General features: G+C 67.9%; 22 protein-coding genes and 4 tRNA genes. 15 read left to right on the forward strand and 11 right to left on the reverse strand.

What is annotated here, in order from left to right:
• Positions 1-3: 3 nt before the first annotated feature.
• Entirely contained in the window at positions 4-1,692 is a 1,689-nt protein-coding gene (locus tag ASC61_RS18000; RefSeq protein ID WP_056215904.1) for a GMC family oxidoreductase, read from the reverse strand.
• Positions 1,693-1,748: 56 nt separating this feature from the next.
• On the opposite strand from ASC61_RS18000, the gene ASC61_RS18005 reads away from it, so the two are divergent.
• From ASC61_RS18005 to ASC61_RS18020, 4 genes are read left to right on the forward strand one after another with little or no spacing between them, the layout of a single operon-like run.
• Positions 1,749-2,330, forward strand: a complete 582-nt coding sequence (locus ASC61_RS18005) for a TetR/AcrR family transcriptional regulator (RefSeq protein ID WP_056214426.1) — start codon at positions 1,749-1,751, stop codon at positions 2,328-2,330.
• A gap of 13 nt (positions 2,331-2,343) precedes the next feature.
• Positions 2,344-3,804, forward strand: coding sequence for a flavin-containing monooxygenase (locus ASC61_RS18010; protein ID WP_056214428.1), 1,461 nt, complete (start codon positions 2,344-2,346; stop codon positions 3,802-3,804).
• A complete protein-coding gene (locus tag ASC61_RS18015; protein ID WP_162243685.1) occupies positions 3,801-4,403 on the forward strand; it encodes an acetoacetate decarboxylase family protein in 603 nt (200 codons plus the stop codon). The genes ASC61_RS18010 and ASC61_RS18015 overlap by 4 nt, the downstream gene beginning before the upstream one ends.
• A gap of 19 nt (positions 4,404-4,422) precedes the next feature.
• Positions 4,423-4,803, forward strand: a complete 381-nt coding sequence (locus tag ASC61_RS18020) for a hypothetical protein (RefSeq protein ID WP_056214433.1) — start codon at positions 4,423-4,425, stop codon at positions 4,801-4,803.
• A 4-nt stretch (positions 4,804-4,807) separates the two neighbouring features.
• Here ASC61_RS18020 and ASC61_RS18025 read toward each other — a convergent pair whose 3' ends face one another.
• On the reverse strand, positions 4,808-5,140 hold the full coding sequence (locus ASC61_RS18025; RefSeq protein ID WP_056214435.1) for a cupin domain-containing protein: 333 nt from the start codon (positions 5,138-5,140) through the stop codon (positions 4,808-4,810).
• 195 nt (positions 5,141-5,335) lie between these two features.
• On the opposite strand from ASC61_RS18025, the gene ASC61_RS19830 reads away from it, so the two are divergent.
• Together ASC61_RS19830 and ASC61_RS20400 are read left to right on the forward strand one after the other, a co-directional pair.
• A complete protein-coding gene (locus ASC61_RS19830; RefSeq protein WP_157439546.1) occupies positions 5,336-5,494 on the forward strand; it encodes a hypothetical protein in 159 nt (52 codons plus the stop codon).
• On the forward strand, positions 5,491-5,619 hold the full coding sequence (locus ASC61_RS20400; RefSeq protein ID WP_268750619.1) for a hypothetical protein: 129 nt from the start codon (positions 5,491-5,493) through the stop codon (positions 5,617-5,619). Before ASC61_RS19830 ends, ASC61_RS20400 begins: the two co-directional genes overlap by 4 nt.
• Positions 5,620-5,670: 51 nt before the next feature.
• Here ASC61_RS20400 and ASC61_RS19835 read toward each other — a convergent pair whose 3' ends face one another.
• Positions 5,671-5,808, reverse strand: a complete 138-nt coding sequence (locus ASC61_RS19835; protein ID WP_157439547.1) for a hypothetical protein — start codon at positions 5,806-5,808, stop codon at positions 5,671-5,673.
• 88 nt (positions 5,809-5,896) lie between these two features.
• Between ASC61_RS19835 and ASC61_RS18030 the strand changes: the two genes are divergently transcribed.
• Together ASC61_RS18030 and ASC61_RS18035 are read left to right on the forward strand one after the other, a co-directional pair.
• On the forward strand, positions 5,897-6,289 hold the full coding sequence (locus tag ASC61_RS18030; RefSeq protein WP_056214438.1) for a hypothetical protein: 393 nt from the start codon (positions 5,897-5,899) through the stop codon (positions 6,287-6,289).
• 96 nt (positions 6,290-6,385) lie between these two features.
• On the forward strand, positions 6,386-7,057 hold the full coding sequence (locus tag ASC61_RS18035; RefSeq protein WP_056214442.1) for a DUF6766 family protein: 672 nt from the start codon (positions 6,386-6,388) through the stop codon (positions 7,055-7,057).
• Positions 7,058-7,289: 232 nt separating this feature from the next.
• Here the strand turns inward: ASC61_RS18035 and ASC61_RS18040 are convergent.
• Positions 7,290-7,361, reverse strand: a tRNA-Val gene (locus ASC61_RS18040).
• Between the two features lie 54 nt (positions 7,362-7,415).
• A complete protein-coding gene (locus ASC61_RS18045; protein WP_056214445.1) occupies positions 7,416-8,249 on the reverse strand; it encodes an aminotransferase class IV in 834 nt (277 codons plus the stop codon).
• An 81-nt stretch (positions 8,250-8,330) separates the two neighbouring features.
• Between ASC61_RS18045 and ASC61_RS18050 the strand changes: the two genes are divergently transcribed.
• The 5 genes from ASC61_RS18050 to ASC61_RS18070 all read left to right on the forward strand — a co-directional run bounded on the left by ASC61_RS18050 (position 8,331) and on the right by ASC61_RS18070 (position 10,237).
• A tRNA-Gly gene (locus tag ASC61_RS18050) sits at positions 8,331-8,402 on the forward strand.
• A 28-nt stretch (positions 8,403-8,430) separates the two neighbouring features.
• Positions 8,431-8,501: transfer RNA gene (locus ASC61_RS18055), tRNA-Cys, on the forward strand.
• Positions 8,502-8,535: 34 nt separating this feature from the next.
• Positions 8,536-8,612 (forward strand) — tRNA-Val (locus ASC61_RS18060).
• A 108-nt stretch (positions 8,613-8,720) separates the two neighbouring features.
• Positions 8,721-9,962 (forward strand): asparagine synthase-related protein, encoded by a 1,242-nt coding sequence (locus tag ASC61_RS18065; RefSeq protein ID WP_056214447.1) that lies wholly within the window; start codon positions 8,721-8,723, stop codon positions 9,960-9,962.
• 47 nt (positions 9,963-10,009) lie between these two features.
• Positions 10,010-10,237 (forward strand): hypothetical protein, encoded by a 228-nt coding sequence (locus tag ASC61_RS18070; protein ID WP_157439549.1) that lies wholly within the window; start codon positions 10,010-10,012, stop codon positions 10,235-10,237.
• Between the two features lie 33 nt (positions 10,238-10,270).
• Here ASC61_RS18070 and ASC61_RS18075 read toward each other — a convergent pair whose 3' ends face one another.
• Positions 10,271-10,495, reverse strand: coding sequence for a DUF2188 domain-containing protein (locus ASC61_RS18075; protein ID WP_056214453.1), 225 nt, complete (start codon positions 10,493-10,495; stop codon positions 10,271-10,273).
• Between the two features lie 68 nt (positions 10,496-10,563).
• Positions 10,564-10,797: a hypothetical protein gene (locus tag ASC61_RS19840; RefSeq protein WP_157439550.1), complete on the reverse strand. Its 234-nt coding sequence runs from the start codon at positions 10,795-10,797 to the stop codon at positions 10,564-10,566.
• A 172-nt stretch (positions 10,798-10,969) separates the two neighbouring features.
• Between ASC61_RS19840 and ASC61_RS19845 the strand changes: the two genes are divergently transcribed.
• Together ASC61_RS19845 and ASC61_RS18080 are read left to right on the forward strand one after the other, a co-directional pair.
• Positions 10,970-11,134 carry a hypothetical protein gene (locus tag ASC61_RS19845; protein ID WP_157439551.1) on the forward strand — a complete coding sequence of 55 codons (165 nt, stop codon included), beginning with the start codon at positions 10,970-10,972 and terminating at the stop codon, positions 11,132-11,134.
• A 71-nt stretch (positions 11,135-11,205) separates the two neighbouring features.
• Positions 11,206-11,424, forward strand: coding sequence for a hypothetical protein (locus tag ASC61_RS18080; protein ID WP_157439552.1), 219 nt, complete (start codon positions 11,206-11,208; stop codon positions 11,422-11,424).
• A gap of 6 nt (positions 11,425-11,430) precedes the next feature.
• Here ASC61_RS18080 and ASC61_RS18085 read toward each other — a convergent pair whose 3' ends face one another.
• The 4 genes from ASC61_RS18085 to ASC61_RS18100 form a co-directional block, all read right to left on the reverse strand.
• Entirely contained in the window at positions 11,431-13,185 is a 1,755-nt protein-coding gene (locus ASC61_RS18085) for a glycoside hydrolase family 35 protein (RefSeq protein WP_056214458.1), read from the reverse strand.
• A gap of 93 nt (positions 13,186-13,278) precedes the next feature.
• The gene (locus ASC61_RS18090; protein ID WP_056214461.1) at positions 13,279-14,613 is read right to left on the reverse strand and encodes an ABC transporter substrate-binding protein; all 1,335 of its coding nucleotides are present in this window, start codon (positions 14,611-14,613) and stop codon (positions 13,279-13,281) included.
• Positions 14,614-14,661: 48 nt separating this feature from the next.
• Positions 14,662-15,564, reverse strand: coding sequence for a carbohydrate ABC transporter permease (locus ASC61_RS18095; RefSeq protein ID WP_056214463.1), 903 nt, complete (start codon positions 15,562-15,564; stop codon positions 14,662-14,664).
• A 1-nt stretch (position 15,565) separates the two neighbouring features.
• Entirely contained in the window at positions 15,566-16,489 is a 924-nt protein-coding gene (locus ASC61_RS18100; RefSeq protein WP_056214466.1) for a carbohydrate ABC transporter permease, read from the reverse strand.
• Between the last annotated feature and the right edge of the window lie 72 nt (positions 16,490-16,561).

Consider the following 16,561-nt stretch of genomic DNA (forward strand, 5'->3'; position numbering starts at 1 on the left):
GTTCTAGCGCGCCGGGACCGCCGGGATCGGCAGCAGAGCGGCCGGGGCGTGCGCCGGGACCGCCGGCGATCTCGGCGCCACGACCGGCACGCGGACGTACGGCTCGCCGACCGGCGGGCGCGGGTCCGGCTCCCCCTTGTTGGGCCACAGGGCCATGGCACGCTCGGACTGCGCCGTGATCGTCAGCGACGGATTGACGCCCAGGTTGGCGGTGACGGCGGACCCGTCGGACACGTGCAGGCCGGGATGACCGTGGGCCCGCTGGTACGGGTCGATGACCCCGGTCTCGGCGGACTCGCTGATCGCGCAGCCCCCGATGAAGTGCGCCGTCAACGGGATCCCGGCCATGTCGGTCGTCGACCCGCCGGCGTACCCGCCGATGCGCCTCGCGAGGTCGCGCGCGACGCGGTTGGCCACCGGGATCCAGGTCGGGTTCGGCTCGCCGACGCCCTGCTTGCTCGTCATCCGCCGGCCGAGGACGCCGCGCTTGAGGTAGGTCGTGATCGAGTTGTCGAGCGACTGCATGACCAGCACGACGATCGACTGCTCGGCCCAGCGCCGCGGGTTGTGCAGCCTGATCGCCCCCTTGAGCCCGAGCTCGCGATAGACCCGCCAGATGCTGCGGACGGTCGATCCTGGTTGATCCTTGTCGACGAGCGGGGCGTTGAGCAGCGACAGCGCGCTCGACCCTCGGCCGTACCGGACCGGTTCGACGTGCGTGTGCTCGTCGGGATGGAACGACGACGTGATCGAGACGCCGGGCGTGTAGTCGGCCCGCTTGTCACTGGCACGCGCGCTGAGCACCGCTTCTGAGTTGGTACGGCTCAGCTCCCCGATGCGCGGCGACAGCTCCGGCAGCGAGCTGGTGCGGAGCCGGTGGAGCAGGTTCTGCGTGTTGAGCGCGTTGCCGGCGAACACGACGTGCTCCGCCGTGAAGGTCCGCCGGCGCAGTCGGTTGCCAGTGCGTCGGGTGCGGACCTCGTAGCCGCCGGCGTTCGGCCGTACGTCCGTCACGGTCGTCAGCGGGTGCACGACAGCGCCTGCAGCCTCGGCGAGGTGGAGGTAGTTCTTGACCAAGGTGTTCTTGGCGTTGTGGCGGCAGCCGGTCATGCATGCACCGCAGTCGGTGCACGTGCGCCGGCGGGGACCCGCGCCGCCGAAGAACGGGTCGTCCACCTCGATGCCGGGCTCTGCGCCGAACAGCACGCCGACGTCCGCGGCGTGGAACGTGTCGCCGACCCCGTAGTCCTTGGCCAGCGACTCCATCAGGTCGTCGGCCGGAGTACGCCCGGGATACGTCACGACGCCGAGCATCTTCTTGGCCTGCGCGTAGTGCGGCGCCAGCTCGTCCTTCCAGTCGGTGATGTGAGCCCACTGCGGGTCGCGGTAGAACGCGTCGAGCGGCTCGTAGAGCGTGTTGGCGTACACGAGCGATCCCCCGCCCACGCCGGTGCCGCTGGCGATGAGCACGTCCCTCAGGAGCGTCAGCCGCATGATGCCGAAGCAGCGCGCCCAGGGCGCCCAGAGGTAGCGACGCGTGCGCCACGACGTCTTGGGCAGCTCGTGGTCGGCGAAGCGGCGGCCCATCTCGAGCACGCCCACCCGATAGCCCTTCTCGGTCAGCCGGAGCGCGGCGACGCTGCCCCCGAAGCCGGAGCCCACCACGACGACGTCATAGTCATAGCCAGTCATGGCGGGCAGCATACGGGCTTGTTGACACTGTGCCAATAGCCGGTGAGACTGAGCCCATGACCGCGACCCGTCAGCGCCTGGCGCCCGCACAGCGCCGGCAGCAGATCATCGACGCTGCGCGGGTGCTCTACTCCGACCGCCCGTACGACGACGTGTCCACGAGCGAGCTCGCCGAGGCGGCCGGCGTGGCCCGGGGCCTGATCAACCACTACTTCGGCGACAAGCGAGAGCTGTTCCTGGCGGTGATGCGCGAGTCGATCCTGATGCCCGAGCGCCCGCTCACGGGCCTCGAGGGGCGTTCCCTCGAGGACCGCGCCCGGCTCACGATGGACTGGATCCTCGATGCGGCCACGACGTACGGTCAGGCGTGGGTCGCCGCGAGCGGAGCCGCCAACCTGCACGGCAGCTCCGACATCCAGGCCATCGTCGACGAGGCCGACGATCGCGCCGCCCGTCTCGTGCTCGACGCGCTCGGGTTGCCCGACGACCCCCGCTTGCGGGCACGCCTGCGGCCGACCGCGGCATTGACCAAATCCGTCTGCCGGGAGTGGCTCCAGCGCGGTACGTTCACCCGGGACGAAGCGCTCGACCTGCTCACCGCGTCAGTCCTGTTGTTCGTCCAGAAGGAGCTCCCGTGAAGAAGCGTCGACCATGACGTCCGTCGGCATCATCGGCTCGGGCTTCGGTGCGCTCGCGGTCGCGATCGAGCTCAAGCGCGCCGGGCACACGGACCTGCGGCTGTGGGAGCGCTCGCACGACCTCGGCGGCGTGTGGCGCGACAACACCTACCCCGGCGCCGGCTGTGACGTCCCATCACCGCTCTACTCGTTCTCGTTCGAGCCCAATCCGCACTGGTCCCGGCGCTATGCGTTGCAGGAGGAGATCCACGCCTACATCCGCTCGGTCGCCGACACCTACGGCATCACCCCGCTCGTACGGTTCGACCGCGAGGTCGTGGCGGCGCGGTGGGACGAGGAGTCCGCGACCTGGACCGTGACGATCGCCGACGCTTCGACAGGATCGGGGACGACCGAGGAGACCGTCGACATCCTCATCAGCGCCGTCGGCCAGCTGTCGCGGCCGGTTCCGCCGCGGATCGACGGGCTCGACTCCTTCGAGGGCACGTCGTTCCACTCCGCACAGTGGGACCACTCGTTCGACGCGACCGGCAAGTCCGTCGCGGTCGTCGGCGCGGGCGCGAGCGCCGTGCAGCTCATCCCCCATCTGGCGCGCGACGCCCGCAAGCTCGTGGTCTTCCAGCGCTCCCCCAACTACCTGATGCCCAAGCCCGACAAGCCCTACAAGGCGTTCCACAAGAAGCTGTTCCAGATCGCGCCGATCAGCCAGCGGCTGGAGCGCGGCGGCGTGTGGGCCGTGACGGAGCAGTTCGCCCGTGGACTCGATGACGAGTCGCGGGTCGGCCGCATCAACAAGGCGATCGCGATGTGGCACCTCCGCAAGCAGGTGGCCGATCCCGAGCTGCGGGCCAAGCTGACGCCCGACTATCCGATCGGGTGCAAGCGCATCCTGTTCTCCAACGACTTCTATCCGGCCCTGGCGCAGGACAACGTCGACGTCGTCACGCACGCGATCACGAAGGTGACCCCCAAAGGCGTCGTCGACACCGAGGGCGTCGAGCACGAGGTCGACGCCATCATCTATGCCACTGGCTTCGACACCCAGGACTTCCTCCAGTCGATCGACATCACCGGCACCCGGGGGCAGAAGCTCGCGACCCAATGGGCCGATGGCGCGCACGCCTACCTCGGCATGTATGTCCCGCACTTCCCCAACATGTTCGTCGCCTATGGGCCCAACACCAACCTCGGCGGCGGATCGATCATCTTCATGCTCGAGGCGCAGGCCCGGCACATGCGTCAGACCCTCGACCGGTTGGTGGCCGGCGACTACCGGAGCGTCGAGGTCACCGAAGAGGCTGAGCTGGCGTACGACCGTGAGCTCTCCGAGAAGCTCGAGCACTCGCCGTGGGCGCACTGCGACAACTGGTACCGCCACCGTTCCGGGCGCATCACCTCCAACTGGCCCGGATCGACCCGCCCGTTCGCCCAGGCCACCAGGACCATGGACCCGACGGCGTTCCGATGGGCATGACGGACTACCCCCCGGAGCCGTGGGACCTGCACGGGCACGCGTACGTCGGCGTGTGGCTGCTGCCCAAGGGCGACGCACCGGCACCGAGCTCGCCGGCGACCAGGACGATCACGATCTTCGGCCGGGCCGTCGTGTGCGCGGCGTTCTTCGTGTACGAGGAGCCGAGCCCGCTGACGTACGACGAGATCATGGCGACCGTGCTGGTCCGCGAAGGCTGGCGGCCACGGGTGTCGATCACCCACATCTGGGTCAACAGCGTCGCCTCGCGCGATGGCGGCCGCCGGCTGTGGGCGATCCCCAAGGACCTTGCCGATTTCGAGGTCGCCCGGCACTCCTCGTACGCGGCTCAGGGCATCGGCTCGCTCGCGGTGACCCGCGCACGCCGCCTGCCGGGACGACTCCCGCTGGGCTTCCGCATCGCCCAGGACCGGGCCGGGACGCTGTTGGTGTCCCCCGTGTCCGGGCGCATCCGCCTCGGGTTCGCCACCGCGCGGTGGTCCCTCGCGGCGGAGGGCCCACTGGGCTTCCTCGTCGGCCGCAAGCCGTTGCTGACCTTGGCCTGCAAGCCCTTCCACCTGCTCTTCGGGCGACGCACCTAGCTCCGGTTAGGGTCGAGGCATGTCTCGCCTCGTCGTCCTGACCGTGACCGCTCTCCTGCTGCTCGCGGGCTGCACCTCGTCCGACGGCAAGGGCAGGGGCGAGGACGGCCAACCCACCGCGAAACCGCCAACGACCAAGACCACCCCGGCACCGACCGGTCCCGCCTGCGCCAGCATCTGGAAGGAGGGCACCACGCTGCCGGCCGACTACACGAAGTGCGTCGACGGCGGCGCGTACGGCTCGCAGGACGTCACGAAGTGCCAGGACGGCACCAGGCTCGTGACCTACTCCGACACCTACTTCGCCGTCACCGGCGGGCGCATCAGCAAGCCCAAGGTCGCGCCGATGCAGGACACGCCGGAGTTCGGCAAGGTCTACAGCGCCTGCACCGGCGAGTAGGCGCTCAGTCCGGACCGAGCGCGGCCTCGCCGGACGGCGAGCCGGGCTCCTTGAGCTCGACGAACATCACGTGCGTCTCGGTCCTGCCGACGTTCTCCCCCGCATGCGTCTGCGCCGGCAGCCAGGCCGCGCGACCGGGCTCGAGGGAGACCTCACGGACCTGGTCGCCGACGCTGAGCCGGCGGTCGAAGCCGCTCAGCGTGATCATGACGGTGTCGGGGTGCGTGTGCGGCGTCGTGCTGTCGCCCGGCGCGTCGCGATACTCCAGCACGCGTACGCGCTCGTTCTCGAACACGACGGAATAGAGCGACGGGTTGGACTCGACCGGGTCTGACATCCGTCGAGTGTCGTCCCGTGCCGAGATGCCGGTCAAGACCTGGAAGAAAAGGTCCAGTGGTGATGTTTGGTTCCAGACCTTTGGGGTATATCGCGGTCCTCGACCGGCAGTCGAGATATCGGGCGGGCTGGAGGCTTACGCAGACTCTCCAGCCCGCCGATCTCGTTCCAGGCCGGCGATGGAAGGGAGAGCATCATGAGCGAGTCACCCCTCGAGCCGGGCGCCGATCCAGAGGCCAGGCCCACCGAAGATCCCGAGATCACCCCTTCGTCGAATCCCGACGGCGGGTCCACCGTGATCCCCGAGCCCAGCGTGACCAACCCGGACGCTGACGGGACCGGAGGCGACGCATGACGATCGACCCGAGCGACCCGGTCCGCCGCCAGGAGCCCGACATGGATCCCGGACTCGCGCCCGACCCCGAGCACGAGGTCGAGGAGAACCCGCCGGAGGGTGACCGGCCGGCCGAGCCCGACTGACAGACACACCAACGCCCCGCGACTCGTGCGAGTCGCGGGGCGTTCGTCCGTTCAGGCGTCCTCAACGGGGTCCGGTGCGACGAGGTCGGGGTCGCCCTCGACGTCCGGCTCGGAGACCTGCGGCGCCTCCTGCGGTTCGGCGTCGGGTTGCTCTGGTGTCGACAGCGGGTCATCGGGTGCGGTCGTCATTGTCGCTCCTCTCGTTGGGCGCCTGCCGTACCCGCGCGCGCTGCGGTCAAGCGGTTCGGGGCGCGCTTCGGGGGGTATGCCCTGAGTCGTGAGAACGTCGATCATCGCTGCGTCCCTCGTTGCCAGTGCGTTGCTCTCCGGCTGCTCCTCGGGCAACGACGACGCGGCGACTCGTACCGCTGAACGGCTGCACGCCAGCCTTCAGGCCGAGGATGGCAGTGCTGCATGCGACCTGCTCAGCGACGACGCCCAGGAACAGCTCGCGGAGTCCGGCGACTCGTGCGAGAGCGCGGTCATGGACGCGGGCATCCCCGACACCGGCCGCGTCGTCGCGGTCAAGGTCTACGGCACCGCAGCACAGGTCCGCTACGACGAGGACGTCGTGTTCCTCGGCGAGTTCAGCGACGGTTGGAAGGTCACTGCCGCCGGCTGCTCGCCCCAGGCCGACGCGCCGTACGACTGCCAGGTCCAAGGAGGCTAGCCAGATGCGCACCGTGTTCGTGGTCTACCTGCTCATCATCTGCGTGGGGCTCGCGTACTTCCTCACCACCGGCCTGGTCCACGCCTAGGAGGTCCGATGCGTACGTTCGTGCGGAACAACGCACTCAGCCTGTTCTTCCTCGTCATCTTCCTCGCCGCGCTGATCGGCCAGACCTTCGCCGGCTGGGCGCAGTTCAACGACTCGCAGACTGCGTCCGGGATGGCCGAGATCAGTCTCGGTCGATACCTGCGGTCTGCGGACTTCGCGGTCGACGTCACCGAGAACTGGCAGAGCGAGTACCTGCAGTTCCTGCTCTACATCCTCGCGACCGTCTTCTTCGTCCAGAAGGGATCTCCGGAGTCTCCGGCGCACGGCGGGATGGGTACTGACAAGGAACAGAAGCTCGGCCGCTACACCCAGGACGATTCCCCGGCGTGGGCCAAGGCCGGAGGTGTGCGCACGTCGATCTTCTCGTGGTCGCTGACGATCGTGATGGGCACGATCTTCCTCGTGTCGTGGCTCGCGCAGTCCATCGCCGGTTGGGCGGCGTTCAACGAGACCCGCCTCCAGGACCGGCTCGACGCCATCTCGTGGGGGGCCTACCTGCACAACCCCGACTTCTGGGCCCGCACGCTGCAGAACTGGCAGTCGGAGTTCCTCGCCGTCGGGTCGATGGCCGTCCTGGCGATCTATCTGCGCCAGCGCGGCAGCGCCGAGAGCAAGGCCGTGGGCGAGTCCCACTCCTCGACGGGAGCCGAGGGCGGCTGAGCTTTCCACTGGTGCGGTGCATGTCACATTTCGGCTGCGATTGCTTGGGTATTCTCACGACGTGCCGGTTGAGCAAACAGCTGGCGCAAGGAAACCCGCCCCAAACAAGGAGGCGGGTTTCCGCTGTCAATTCTTGCACTCGGTCGGCCGGCCGAAGCGATCGCGATCACGTAAGCCACCGCGAAAAGCCCCTGACCAGCATCTCTGCTGGTCAGGGGCCAAATCTCACGGGTGGGCGATACTGGGTTCGAACCAGTGACCTCTTCGGTGTGAACGAAGCGCGCTACCACTGCGCCAATCGCCCGCGTGCGTCAGAAACCTTAACCCATCGACCGGGCGGGCTCCCAACGAGGCTGGTCTAGGGATCGACGTCCTTGACCGACTCGCGCGCCCAGATCTCCTGCGCCTTGCGCGTGATCGGCCCCGGTGCCGCAACGTCACGGTCGTCGACGCGCGAGATCGCCTGGACATCCCTCGTGGTGCCGACGAGGATCACCTCGTCGGCGGTCCGCAGCACGTCGATCGGCGCATCGCGTTCGACCACGTCGAGCTCGGCGGCGCACCACTCGAGCACGAGCGCACGCGTGACGCCCGCGAGCGGGCCGGCCTGCAGCGTCGGCGTGATGAGCTGCTCGCCGACGACGTAGAAGATGTTGGACCCGGTGCCCTCGCACAGCATCCCGACGGTGTTGGGCATGACCGCCTCGGAGGCGCCGCGAGCGAGCGCGTGCTCGACCATCAGGGCGTTCTCGGCGTACGACGTCGTCTTGAGGCCCGCCAGGGCTCCGCGCTCGTTCCTGGGCCACGGCACGGTCGCGATGGCGCTGACCGACGGCGGACGCTCGCACGGCTCCGTGATGACGACCTGCGTCAGCCCTGCGCTCCCCCGCGGCGAGCCCAACGGCCCCGGGCCCGAGGTCACCGTCACCCGGATGCGGCCGAACGACAGGTCCTGACCCTCCATGGTTGCGGCGACACCTTCGCGGATGGCGCTGACGTCCGGCTTGCCGATGCCGAGACCCTCAGCGGACCGCACCAACCGGTCGAGGTGACGCGTCAACGCGAACGGCTGGCCGTCCTCGATCTTGATGGTCTCGAACACTCCGTCGCCGACGATGATCCCGTGGTCGAGGGCACTAATCGACGGTGCTTCCGGGGATTGCAGGAGGTCGCCGTTCAACCATGTCTTCATGCCGTCACGCTACCCCGACCCCGGTTTGGGTTCGGCCGCCCTGATCGGCTAAAGTTTCGTGTCGCCTCAATTCGAGGCAGTGCGGACATAGCTCAGTGGTAGAGCATCACCTTGCCAAGGTGAGGGTCGCGAGTTCGAATCTCGTTGTCCGCTCGGAAGCGGGTCTCCATACCCATCCAGCGGTGGGTTGGCCGAGAGGCGAGGCAACGGACTGCAAATCCGTTTACACGGGTTCAAATCCCGTACCCACCTCGAGCAACAGCATGATCACAACTGAATTTTGCACGGGCGATTGGCGCAGTCTGGTAGCGCGCTTCCCTGACACGGAAGAGGTCACAGGTTCAAGTCCTGTATCGCCCACCATCCACAAGGCCCCTGCTTCGGCAGGGGCTTTGTCCGTTCCATCTCCATCCCCCAAATCCGGCAGTATGCCGGACGACCGACCGCTTCTGGCCCTACGGTGGAGGCCTTGTGTCGCCACGTCTCCCTCATGCGCTCGACGACTACCTGTCGCTCTACTTCGTGCCCGACGCCGAAGCCGCGAGCGCGTACGTCCGACAGCTCCTGGTCCCGGACGCACCGTTGGTCGAGGACCCGATCGAGCTGCTGTGCCAGATCATCGAGGACGGCACGAAAGGCCGGTCAGAGGTCGTCATCCCGTTGACCGGGGGCCTGGACTCACGCGCGCTCCTCGGCGCGGCGCTGAGGGTCCTTCCCGCCGACGCGATCAGCTGCATCACGTTCGGCACGGCGACGTTCCCGGACGCGGCTGCCGCCACGATGACCTGCGAACGACTTGGTGTGCGCCATCAGCGGTTGGACCCCGACCTGATCGAGTGGGACCTGCCGACCATCACGAAGGCCGGTGTCGGAACCTGGGAGCGGTGGGGCTCCCTGGGACCCATTGATGCGCTTGCGATCTTCGGCGCGATGGCAGACGCAATCGGCGACCGGCTCGTGCTGTCGGGCTACCTCGGAGGGGTCTCCTCCGGCTCGCACCTACCCAGGAGCGACAACCGCAGGAACGGTACCGCGACGTCGGCGGCATTCCTCGACAAGGAGCACGCCAAGAACCTGGCCCTGACACCGATGCGAGGACGCGAGCGGCTGATCGCGATGCTCGACGAGTTCATCGACCTGCACAAGGACCTCCTCGACGGCTTCGCCGGGCTGACGCTGTACGACCTCGTGCACCTCGGCTTCCGGCAGAACGGGATCGTGAGGTCGGTCGCGAGCGGCGCCTATCGCGTGTCCCTCTCACCCTTCGAGGACCCGCGCTGGGTCCGGCACTGGATGTCCAAACCCTTGGACGAGCGACTGGGCGGACTGGCGTACAAGCAGCTGCTGCGAGACGCGTTCCCCGACGTGTTCCCGGCCGATCCCCCGCCGCCGGTCGCCGCCCGGCCGCCCGTGTCGGCCCGACGGCTGCGCGATCGCTTCCGGTCCCGACCCGAGCTGCCGCCGGTGATCGCACCGCGGCCCGCTCCGATCGACGGCCGTGGCGACGTGCGCCGCAACGCCAGCATGGCGGCGGTGCTGCACGACACCGTGGCGGCGTTCGACGACCGCAGGATCGTCCCGGACGTCGCCGTGTCGGCCTCGCTGCAGAACCTGATGGGCGACTCGCCGACCGCCAGAGACTACCTGCGCGTCAGGACCGCGGCGGCGGCCGAGATGTATCTCCGCGCCGGCGTGCTCGCCCAGCGCCGGTGACGTGGCTTCGACGCGCCGAGCCGACCCAGCCGTCGTACGGTCGTGGGATGCGAACCACCGTGACGACCGACGACGCGTCCCTCGCTCAGGCCGCCAGGGATCTCGAGACCGCCGATGAGTCCCTCCGCAAGAGCTTCTCGGGCCTGGACGTGACGGACGTCGTCCCCGAGGTCCAGCGCTCGCTGTCGGCGATCGGCATCGAGCTGCCACCCGACACCGTCCGCGCGTATGCGCAGCACATCGCTGACCGCGCGGACTTCCAGCTGAAGCTGTGAGCCCGCGCGGCCTGACCGAACCTCGGGAGGTACCTACCCGGGTACGTTGCTGGGGTCGTTGCCGTAGGAGTGCTTGGACCCGATCGAGCCGTCCTTCTCCTTGATGATGTGCTCGACCTTCCGGGCGCGCGCTTCGTCACGGCCGGCCCGGACGGCCCGCTCCTTGGTGTCGGAGGTGTGGAAGGGCTGCTGGTCCCCCTGGACCCGGCAGTGCCACTCCGTCCCCTCGAAGTACGTCTCGACGTTCGCCTGCGTCATGACTCAACCTCCTGCATGGGTGTCGTGACCGCAGGCGTACCCGTCACCACGGGCGCCGAAACGAGCGGTCAGCCGGTCGGTGGCTGGGGCGCCTCCGGGCCGGTCGCCGGAGCTCCTTCCTGGACCGGGTCGACGGGATCGCCCTGGCCCGAATCGGCCCCGGGTGCGGGCTCTGACCCCGTGTACGGGTCGGCCGGAGGGTGGGTGCCCCCCGGATCCTCACCTGGATTGGGCGCCGGTGCGGCGTCCGGGTCCTCGGGCGTGGAGTTGGGGTCTGCGGGCGGCACGGGTGTCTCGGTCATGAGATTTCTCCTCTCGTCAGCGTGCCCTCAGGCATACCCCGCCAGCCGCCGCTGAACCGGTTCCGACCTGCGCAGACGTGGCCCGGACACCGGACTTGAAAGTCGAACCAAGCCGCTCTAGTCTCGGCTGCGAAATCTCTGTGATGTGACGATTATGGGGAGGTTGGGGGCCGTGGCACGACAGCGCAAGAACTTCGAGTACGAATCGCCGATCCCTGATGACGAGCTCTCCTCGCGGATGAGCTCGACAGCCGGCCGCAAGCTCGAGAAGCGCCTCGAGGCCATGGGCTGGACCGAGGCGCATCATCCGCAGGACCCCGTCACCGACGAAGCCTGAGCCGCGGGCGTGTGAGCGGCGCGACGGGTGGGTATGCCTGAGGGGTGACTCGCTCATCGAACAAGCTCGGCATGACCCGGGGCAGCTGGTGGATCGCGATGCTCGTGATCGCCGCCGTCGTCGTCGCGGTCATCGTCGTCCTCGTCCTGGTCGACCGAGGTGAGCTGTCGAAGGGCTGGGCGTACGCCGTGCTGCCCGTCGCGATCATCGCCGCGGCGTCGACGAGGGTCCTGACGATCTTCAAGGCCGCGGCCGAGAGCAAGCGCCAGGCCCCACCCGAAGGCCGCTGACGACGCTCAGGCCTCCGTGTGACCGAGGTCGGCGGCGGAGACGAACGACACCTCGTTGGCTGACGCCGCCTGGAGCTCGAGCACGATGAGCTCGTTGCCGCTCTCGCGCAGCACCGGGCCCGGGACGTACAACGTGCGCTGAGGCCCCCTCGACCAGTAGCGACCCAGGCAGAACCCGTTGATCCAGACCACGCCCTTGCCCCATGCGGAGGTGTCGAGGTAGAGGTCACCGGTCGTCGGATGGTCGAACGTGGCTCCGGCGAAGACCGGCCCGGCCATGACCGCCGGAGCGCCGGCGGACTCGAGGGCGCGGGACACCCGATCGATGGCGGACAGGTCAAGGGGCAGCACCGACCAGCCCCGCAGCGGTTCGCCGTTGATGCTCGCCTCGCCGATGAGGCCCTTCGGCTCACCGATGCGGGGGCCGTAGTCGACCCGGCCCTGGTCCTCGACGAGCAGGTCGAGCCTGCCCTTGGCCGCGGCCGGCAGCGGAAGAGCGGTGTCGTGGTGGTCACGGGCCAGCAAGCCGATTCCGTCGCCCTCGAGGAAGACCTGCGCGCGGTCGCGTACCTCGTCGATCCGGAGGATCGCCGGGCCGGCCACGTCGATCGTGGTGCGATAGAGCGCGAACCCGTCGTAGTGACCCAGCGAGTCGAGGGTCGGCAGCGTGTCGTGGGTCGTCCAGTCGCCGAGCACGTCGAGCACACTCCAGAGCGGCAGGACGCTGCGCAGCGGTGTGGTGAACGACGGCGGCTCGGGGGCGGACTGGGGCTTCTCGTCGCCCACCGGCGCGTACCTGGCGATCACGTCACGCATCGCCCAGTACTTCTGCGTCGGGTTGCCGGCCTCGTCGAGCGGTGCGTCGTAGTCATAGCTCGTGACGATCGGCAGATAGGTGCCCTTGTCGTTGGCCCCGTTGGTGAAACCGAAGTTCGTACCCCCGTGGAACATGTAGATGTTGACCGAGGCGCCGCGCTCGAGCAGCTCATCGAGGCTGCGGGCGGTCTCCTCCACCGAGGTCAGGTGGTGGTGGCTGCCCCAGTCGTCGAACCAGCCGTCCCAGAACTCCGAGCACATCAGCGGCCCGGTCGGCTGGTGGCGGCGCAGGGTGTCGAGGCGCTCGCGCGACCGCGAGCCGAATGAGCCGGTGCGGTGCAGCTCGGGCAGGCTGCCGTTCTCGAGCATGTCGTCGACCGGCTGGTCGACCGAGATCAGCGGCACCGTGACGCCGATGCGACGGTTGATCGCCACGAGCTTGCGCAGGTAGGACTTGTCGTTCCCGTACGCGCCGTACTCGTTCTCGACCTGCACCAGGATGATCGGCCCGCCTCGATCGATCTGCCGCGGCTCGAGCACCGGCGCGAGCTGCTGGAGATAGCGGTCCACGTGAGCCATGTAGCGGGGCTCGTCCTGGCGCACCCCGGCGCCGTCGCCGAACAGCCACGCCGGGAGGCCGCCGTTGGTCCACTCGGCGCAGATGTACGGGCCCGGCCGGACGATCGCATACATGCCCTCGGCAGCCACGGCGTCGAGGAACGCCCCGAGGTCGAGGTTGCCCGAGAGGTCGAACTCGCCTTCCCGGGGAGCATGCGCATTCCACGCGACGTACGTCTCGATGGTGTTGAGGCCCATCTGCCGGGCCTTGCGGATCCGGTCGGCCCAATGGTCCTGGTGGACCCGGAAGTAGTGGATCGAACCGGACAGGATCCGGAACGGCTTCCCGTGCAGCAGGAAGTCGTGGTCGCCGATCGCGAATGTCATGCCGGTCCTTCGTGGGGTGAGGGGAGGTGTGCCGTGTGCGGGCTGTGAGGGCCCCTGATCGAGGAGCCCTCACAGCCCATGCGCGTACGGCCGTCAGTTGACGGTGAAGCCCTGCTGGTCTCCGTAGGTGGCCGACTTCTTCTGCCAGTCCGCCAATCCGTCTGCGAGCTTGGTCTTCGACACGTACGCCTTGCCGACCGTGTCGTTGAAGATGCTGTTGGCGTAGACCTGGAACGGCAGGTAGGACCAGCCCTTGACGACGTCCGCGGCAGACGCGGCCAGCACCTTGTTGATCTCCTGGCCACCAAAGTAGGCCGACTTCTTGTCGACGAACGCCGGGTCGCTGATCTGCTTGGTCGTCGCCGGGAACGCTCCCGCGTCGACACGCGTCTGCGCGCCCTGCCCTGCGGTGGCATAGTCCATGAACGCGTAGGCCAACGCCTTGTTCTTGCTGGCCGTCGGGATCGCGAGCGAGCTTCCGCCGTTCTCCGACGTGGCGTTGGCGCCCGCCTCCCACTGCGGCATGGGCGCGACGCGCCACTTGCCCGCACCGGCCTTGACGCCGGACTCGAGGTTGGCCGGCATCCATGCGCCGATCGTCAGCGTGGCGATGTTGCCGTCGGCCAGGCCCTTGTACCAACCGTCGCTCCAGGACGGCGTCGGCGCGAGCAGCTTCTCGTCGAGCAGCTTCTGCCACGTGTCGGCGAACCGCTTGGAACCGGCGTCGGAAAGGTCGATCTTGACCTTGTCGCCGTCGACCTTGAACGGCTGGCCGCCGGCCTGCCAGATGAGGCTCGTCGTGAAGCCCGCGTCACCCGCATCGTTCGCGATGTACGCCTTGGGGTCGGCCTTGTGGATCTTGCGGGCCGCGTCGACGTACTCGTCCCACGTCTTGGGGACCGCGACGCCGTACTTGTCGAAGACCGTCTTGTTGTAGAACAGCGCCATCGGTCCGGAGTCCATCGGCAGGCCGTAGATGCCGCCCGACTGCTGGACCGACGCCCAGGGGCCGGGCGTGAACGTCTTGTCGAGGCCGCTGGCACCGTACGAGCTGACATCGGCGACGGACTTGGCGAGCGAGAACTGCGGCAGGGCGTAGTACTCGATCTGCGCGACGTCCGGGACGCCCTTGCCGGCCTTGATCGCGTTCTGCAGCGCGGTGTACTGGTCGTTGCCGGTGCCGGCGTTGACGAGCTTGACCGTGACGTTCTTGTGCTCGGCCTCGAAGTCCTTGACGACCTTGGTCAGCGTCGGCTCCCAGGCCCAGACGGTGATCGTCCCGCCCTTCTTGAGCGCGGCCTTGACGTCGGCCGCTCCCCCGGTCGAGCTCGACTTGTCGCCGTCGGAGCCGCCGCACGCCGCAAGGGCGAGCGCTGCCACGACGGAGACGGCGACTGCGCGAAGCAGTCTCCCGTGCTTGGTGTTCATGCGTTTCCTCTCGTTGGTTCGAAACTGTGGTGGCCAGCCCGAGCTGACCTACTCCTTGACGCTCCCTGCGGACAGCCCGGACTGCCAGAAGCGCTGCAGAAGAAGGAAGGCCGCGATCAGCGGCAGGATCGTCAGGAGCGATCCGGTGATGACCAGGTTGAAGATCACGTCTCCACCTGCGGTCAGGGCCTGCTGGCTCCACGAGTTGAGACCCACCGTCAGGGGGTACCAGTCCGGGTCCTTGAGCATGATCAGCGGCAGGAAGTAGTTGTTCCACGTCGCCACCATCGAGAACAGCAGCACCGTGACGATTCCTGGCGCCAGCATCGGCAGGCAGACCTGGAAGAACGTCCGCAGCTCGGAGGCCCCGTCGACCTTGGCGGCCTCCATGAGCTCGGTGGGGATCGCGTCGGTGGCGAACGTCCACATGAGGTAGAGCCCGAACGGCGAGATCAGTGACGGGATGATGACGGCCCACGGCGTGTCCGTGATGCCCATCTTGCTGAACATCAGGAACGTCGGGACGGCCAGGGCCGTACCCGGCACCGCCACGGCTCCGAGCACGACAGCGAACACGCCCTTCTTGCCCGGGAAGTCGAACTTGGCGAGCGCGTAGCCGCCCATCACCGCGAGGATCGTCGCGCCACCGGCGCCCACCACGACGTACAGGAGGGTGTTGGCGAACCAGCGCAGGAAGATGCCGTCGTTGTAGGTGAACGTGTCCTTGATGTTGGAGAACAACGAGAACCCGTCGCCGAACCACAGGCCGAACGACGACAGTAGGCTCTCCTGCGACTTCGTCGAGTTGATGAGGAGCCAGGCCAGCGGCACGAGGCTGTAGATCAGGATCAGGCCCGTCAGCGCCGTGAGCAGCGGGCTGCGGCGAGGCTTGGCGAAGGAGTGCGCCGCGCGCGCTCGCTGCTTGGGCCGGAGGGCAGTGGTCGTCGCCATGTCAGAGGGCCTTTCGCATGCCGCGGAGCTGGACCGTGTAGGCGATGACCATCGTCAGCAGGCCCATGATGATCGCGATGGTCGCCGAGTAGTTGTACTGCTGGCCGGAGAACGACAACGAGTACGCGTACATGTTGGGCGTGTACTGGGTGTTGATCGCGTTCTTCGCGACGTAGTGGAGGATGTTGGGCTCGTTGAAGAGCTGGAAGCTGCCGATGATCGAGAAGATCGTGGCGATCACGAGGGCACCGCGGATCGCCGGCAGCTTGATCGCACGGATGATGCGGAGCTCGCTCGCGCCGTCGATCGCGGCCGCCTCGTAGAGCGACGCCGGGATGACCCGCAGCGCGGAGTAGAAGATCAGCATGTTGTAGCCGATGAACTCCCACGTGACGATGTTGCCGATCGACGCGAGCACCCATTTTGGACCCAAGGGATCTGGCAGCGACAGCCCGAGCGAGTCATTGATGCTCCCGATCAGGCCGAACTGGCTGCCGTACATGAACCCCCACATCAGAGTCGCGACGACCGCCGGCACGGCGTACGGGAGGAAGATCGCGATGCGGAACAGCGAGGCGCCGTAGAGCCGGCCGCCGTCGATGGCCAGCGCAGCCAGCAGGGCGAGGAACAACATGATCGGCACCTGCACCACGAGGAACAGGGCCACGCGACGCACCGACTCCCAGAACGCCGGGTCCTGGAGCGCCTGCTTGTAGTTGTCCGCCCCGACGAAGCTGTTGCCACCGATGAGCCGGTCCTGGAAGAGGCTGAGATAGATCGAGTAGGCGATCGGCGCGAGGAACACCACCGTGAAGACCAGGGCGAACGGGGCGAGAAATCCCCATCCCGCCCACGAGCGACGGTAATGACGGGAGGACGCCGCGACCGTGTCAGCCGGTGCGACCACTGTTCCCGTGGCAACCATCAGATTCGATCCTTTCCTCGGCCCTTCGGCCTGTTCGCTTCACATGAGGCGCGAAACCGCCTATGTTTACGT

This window comes from Aeromicrobium sp. Root344 (assembly GCF_001425755.1).
Lineage (GTDB): Bacteria > Actinomycetota > Actinomycetes > Propionibacteriales > Nocardioidaceae > Aeromicrobium.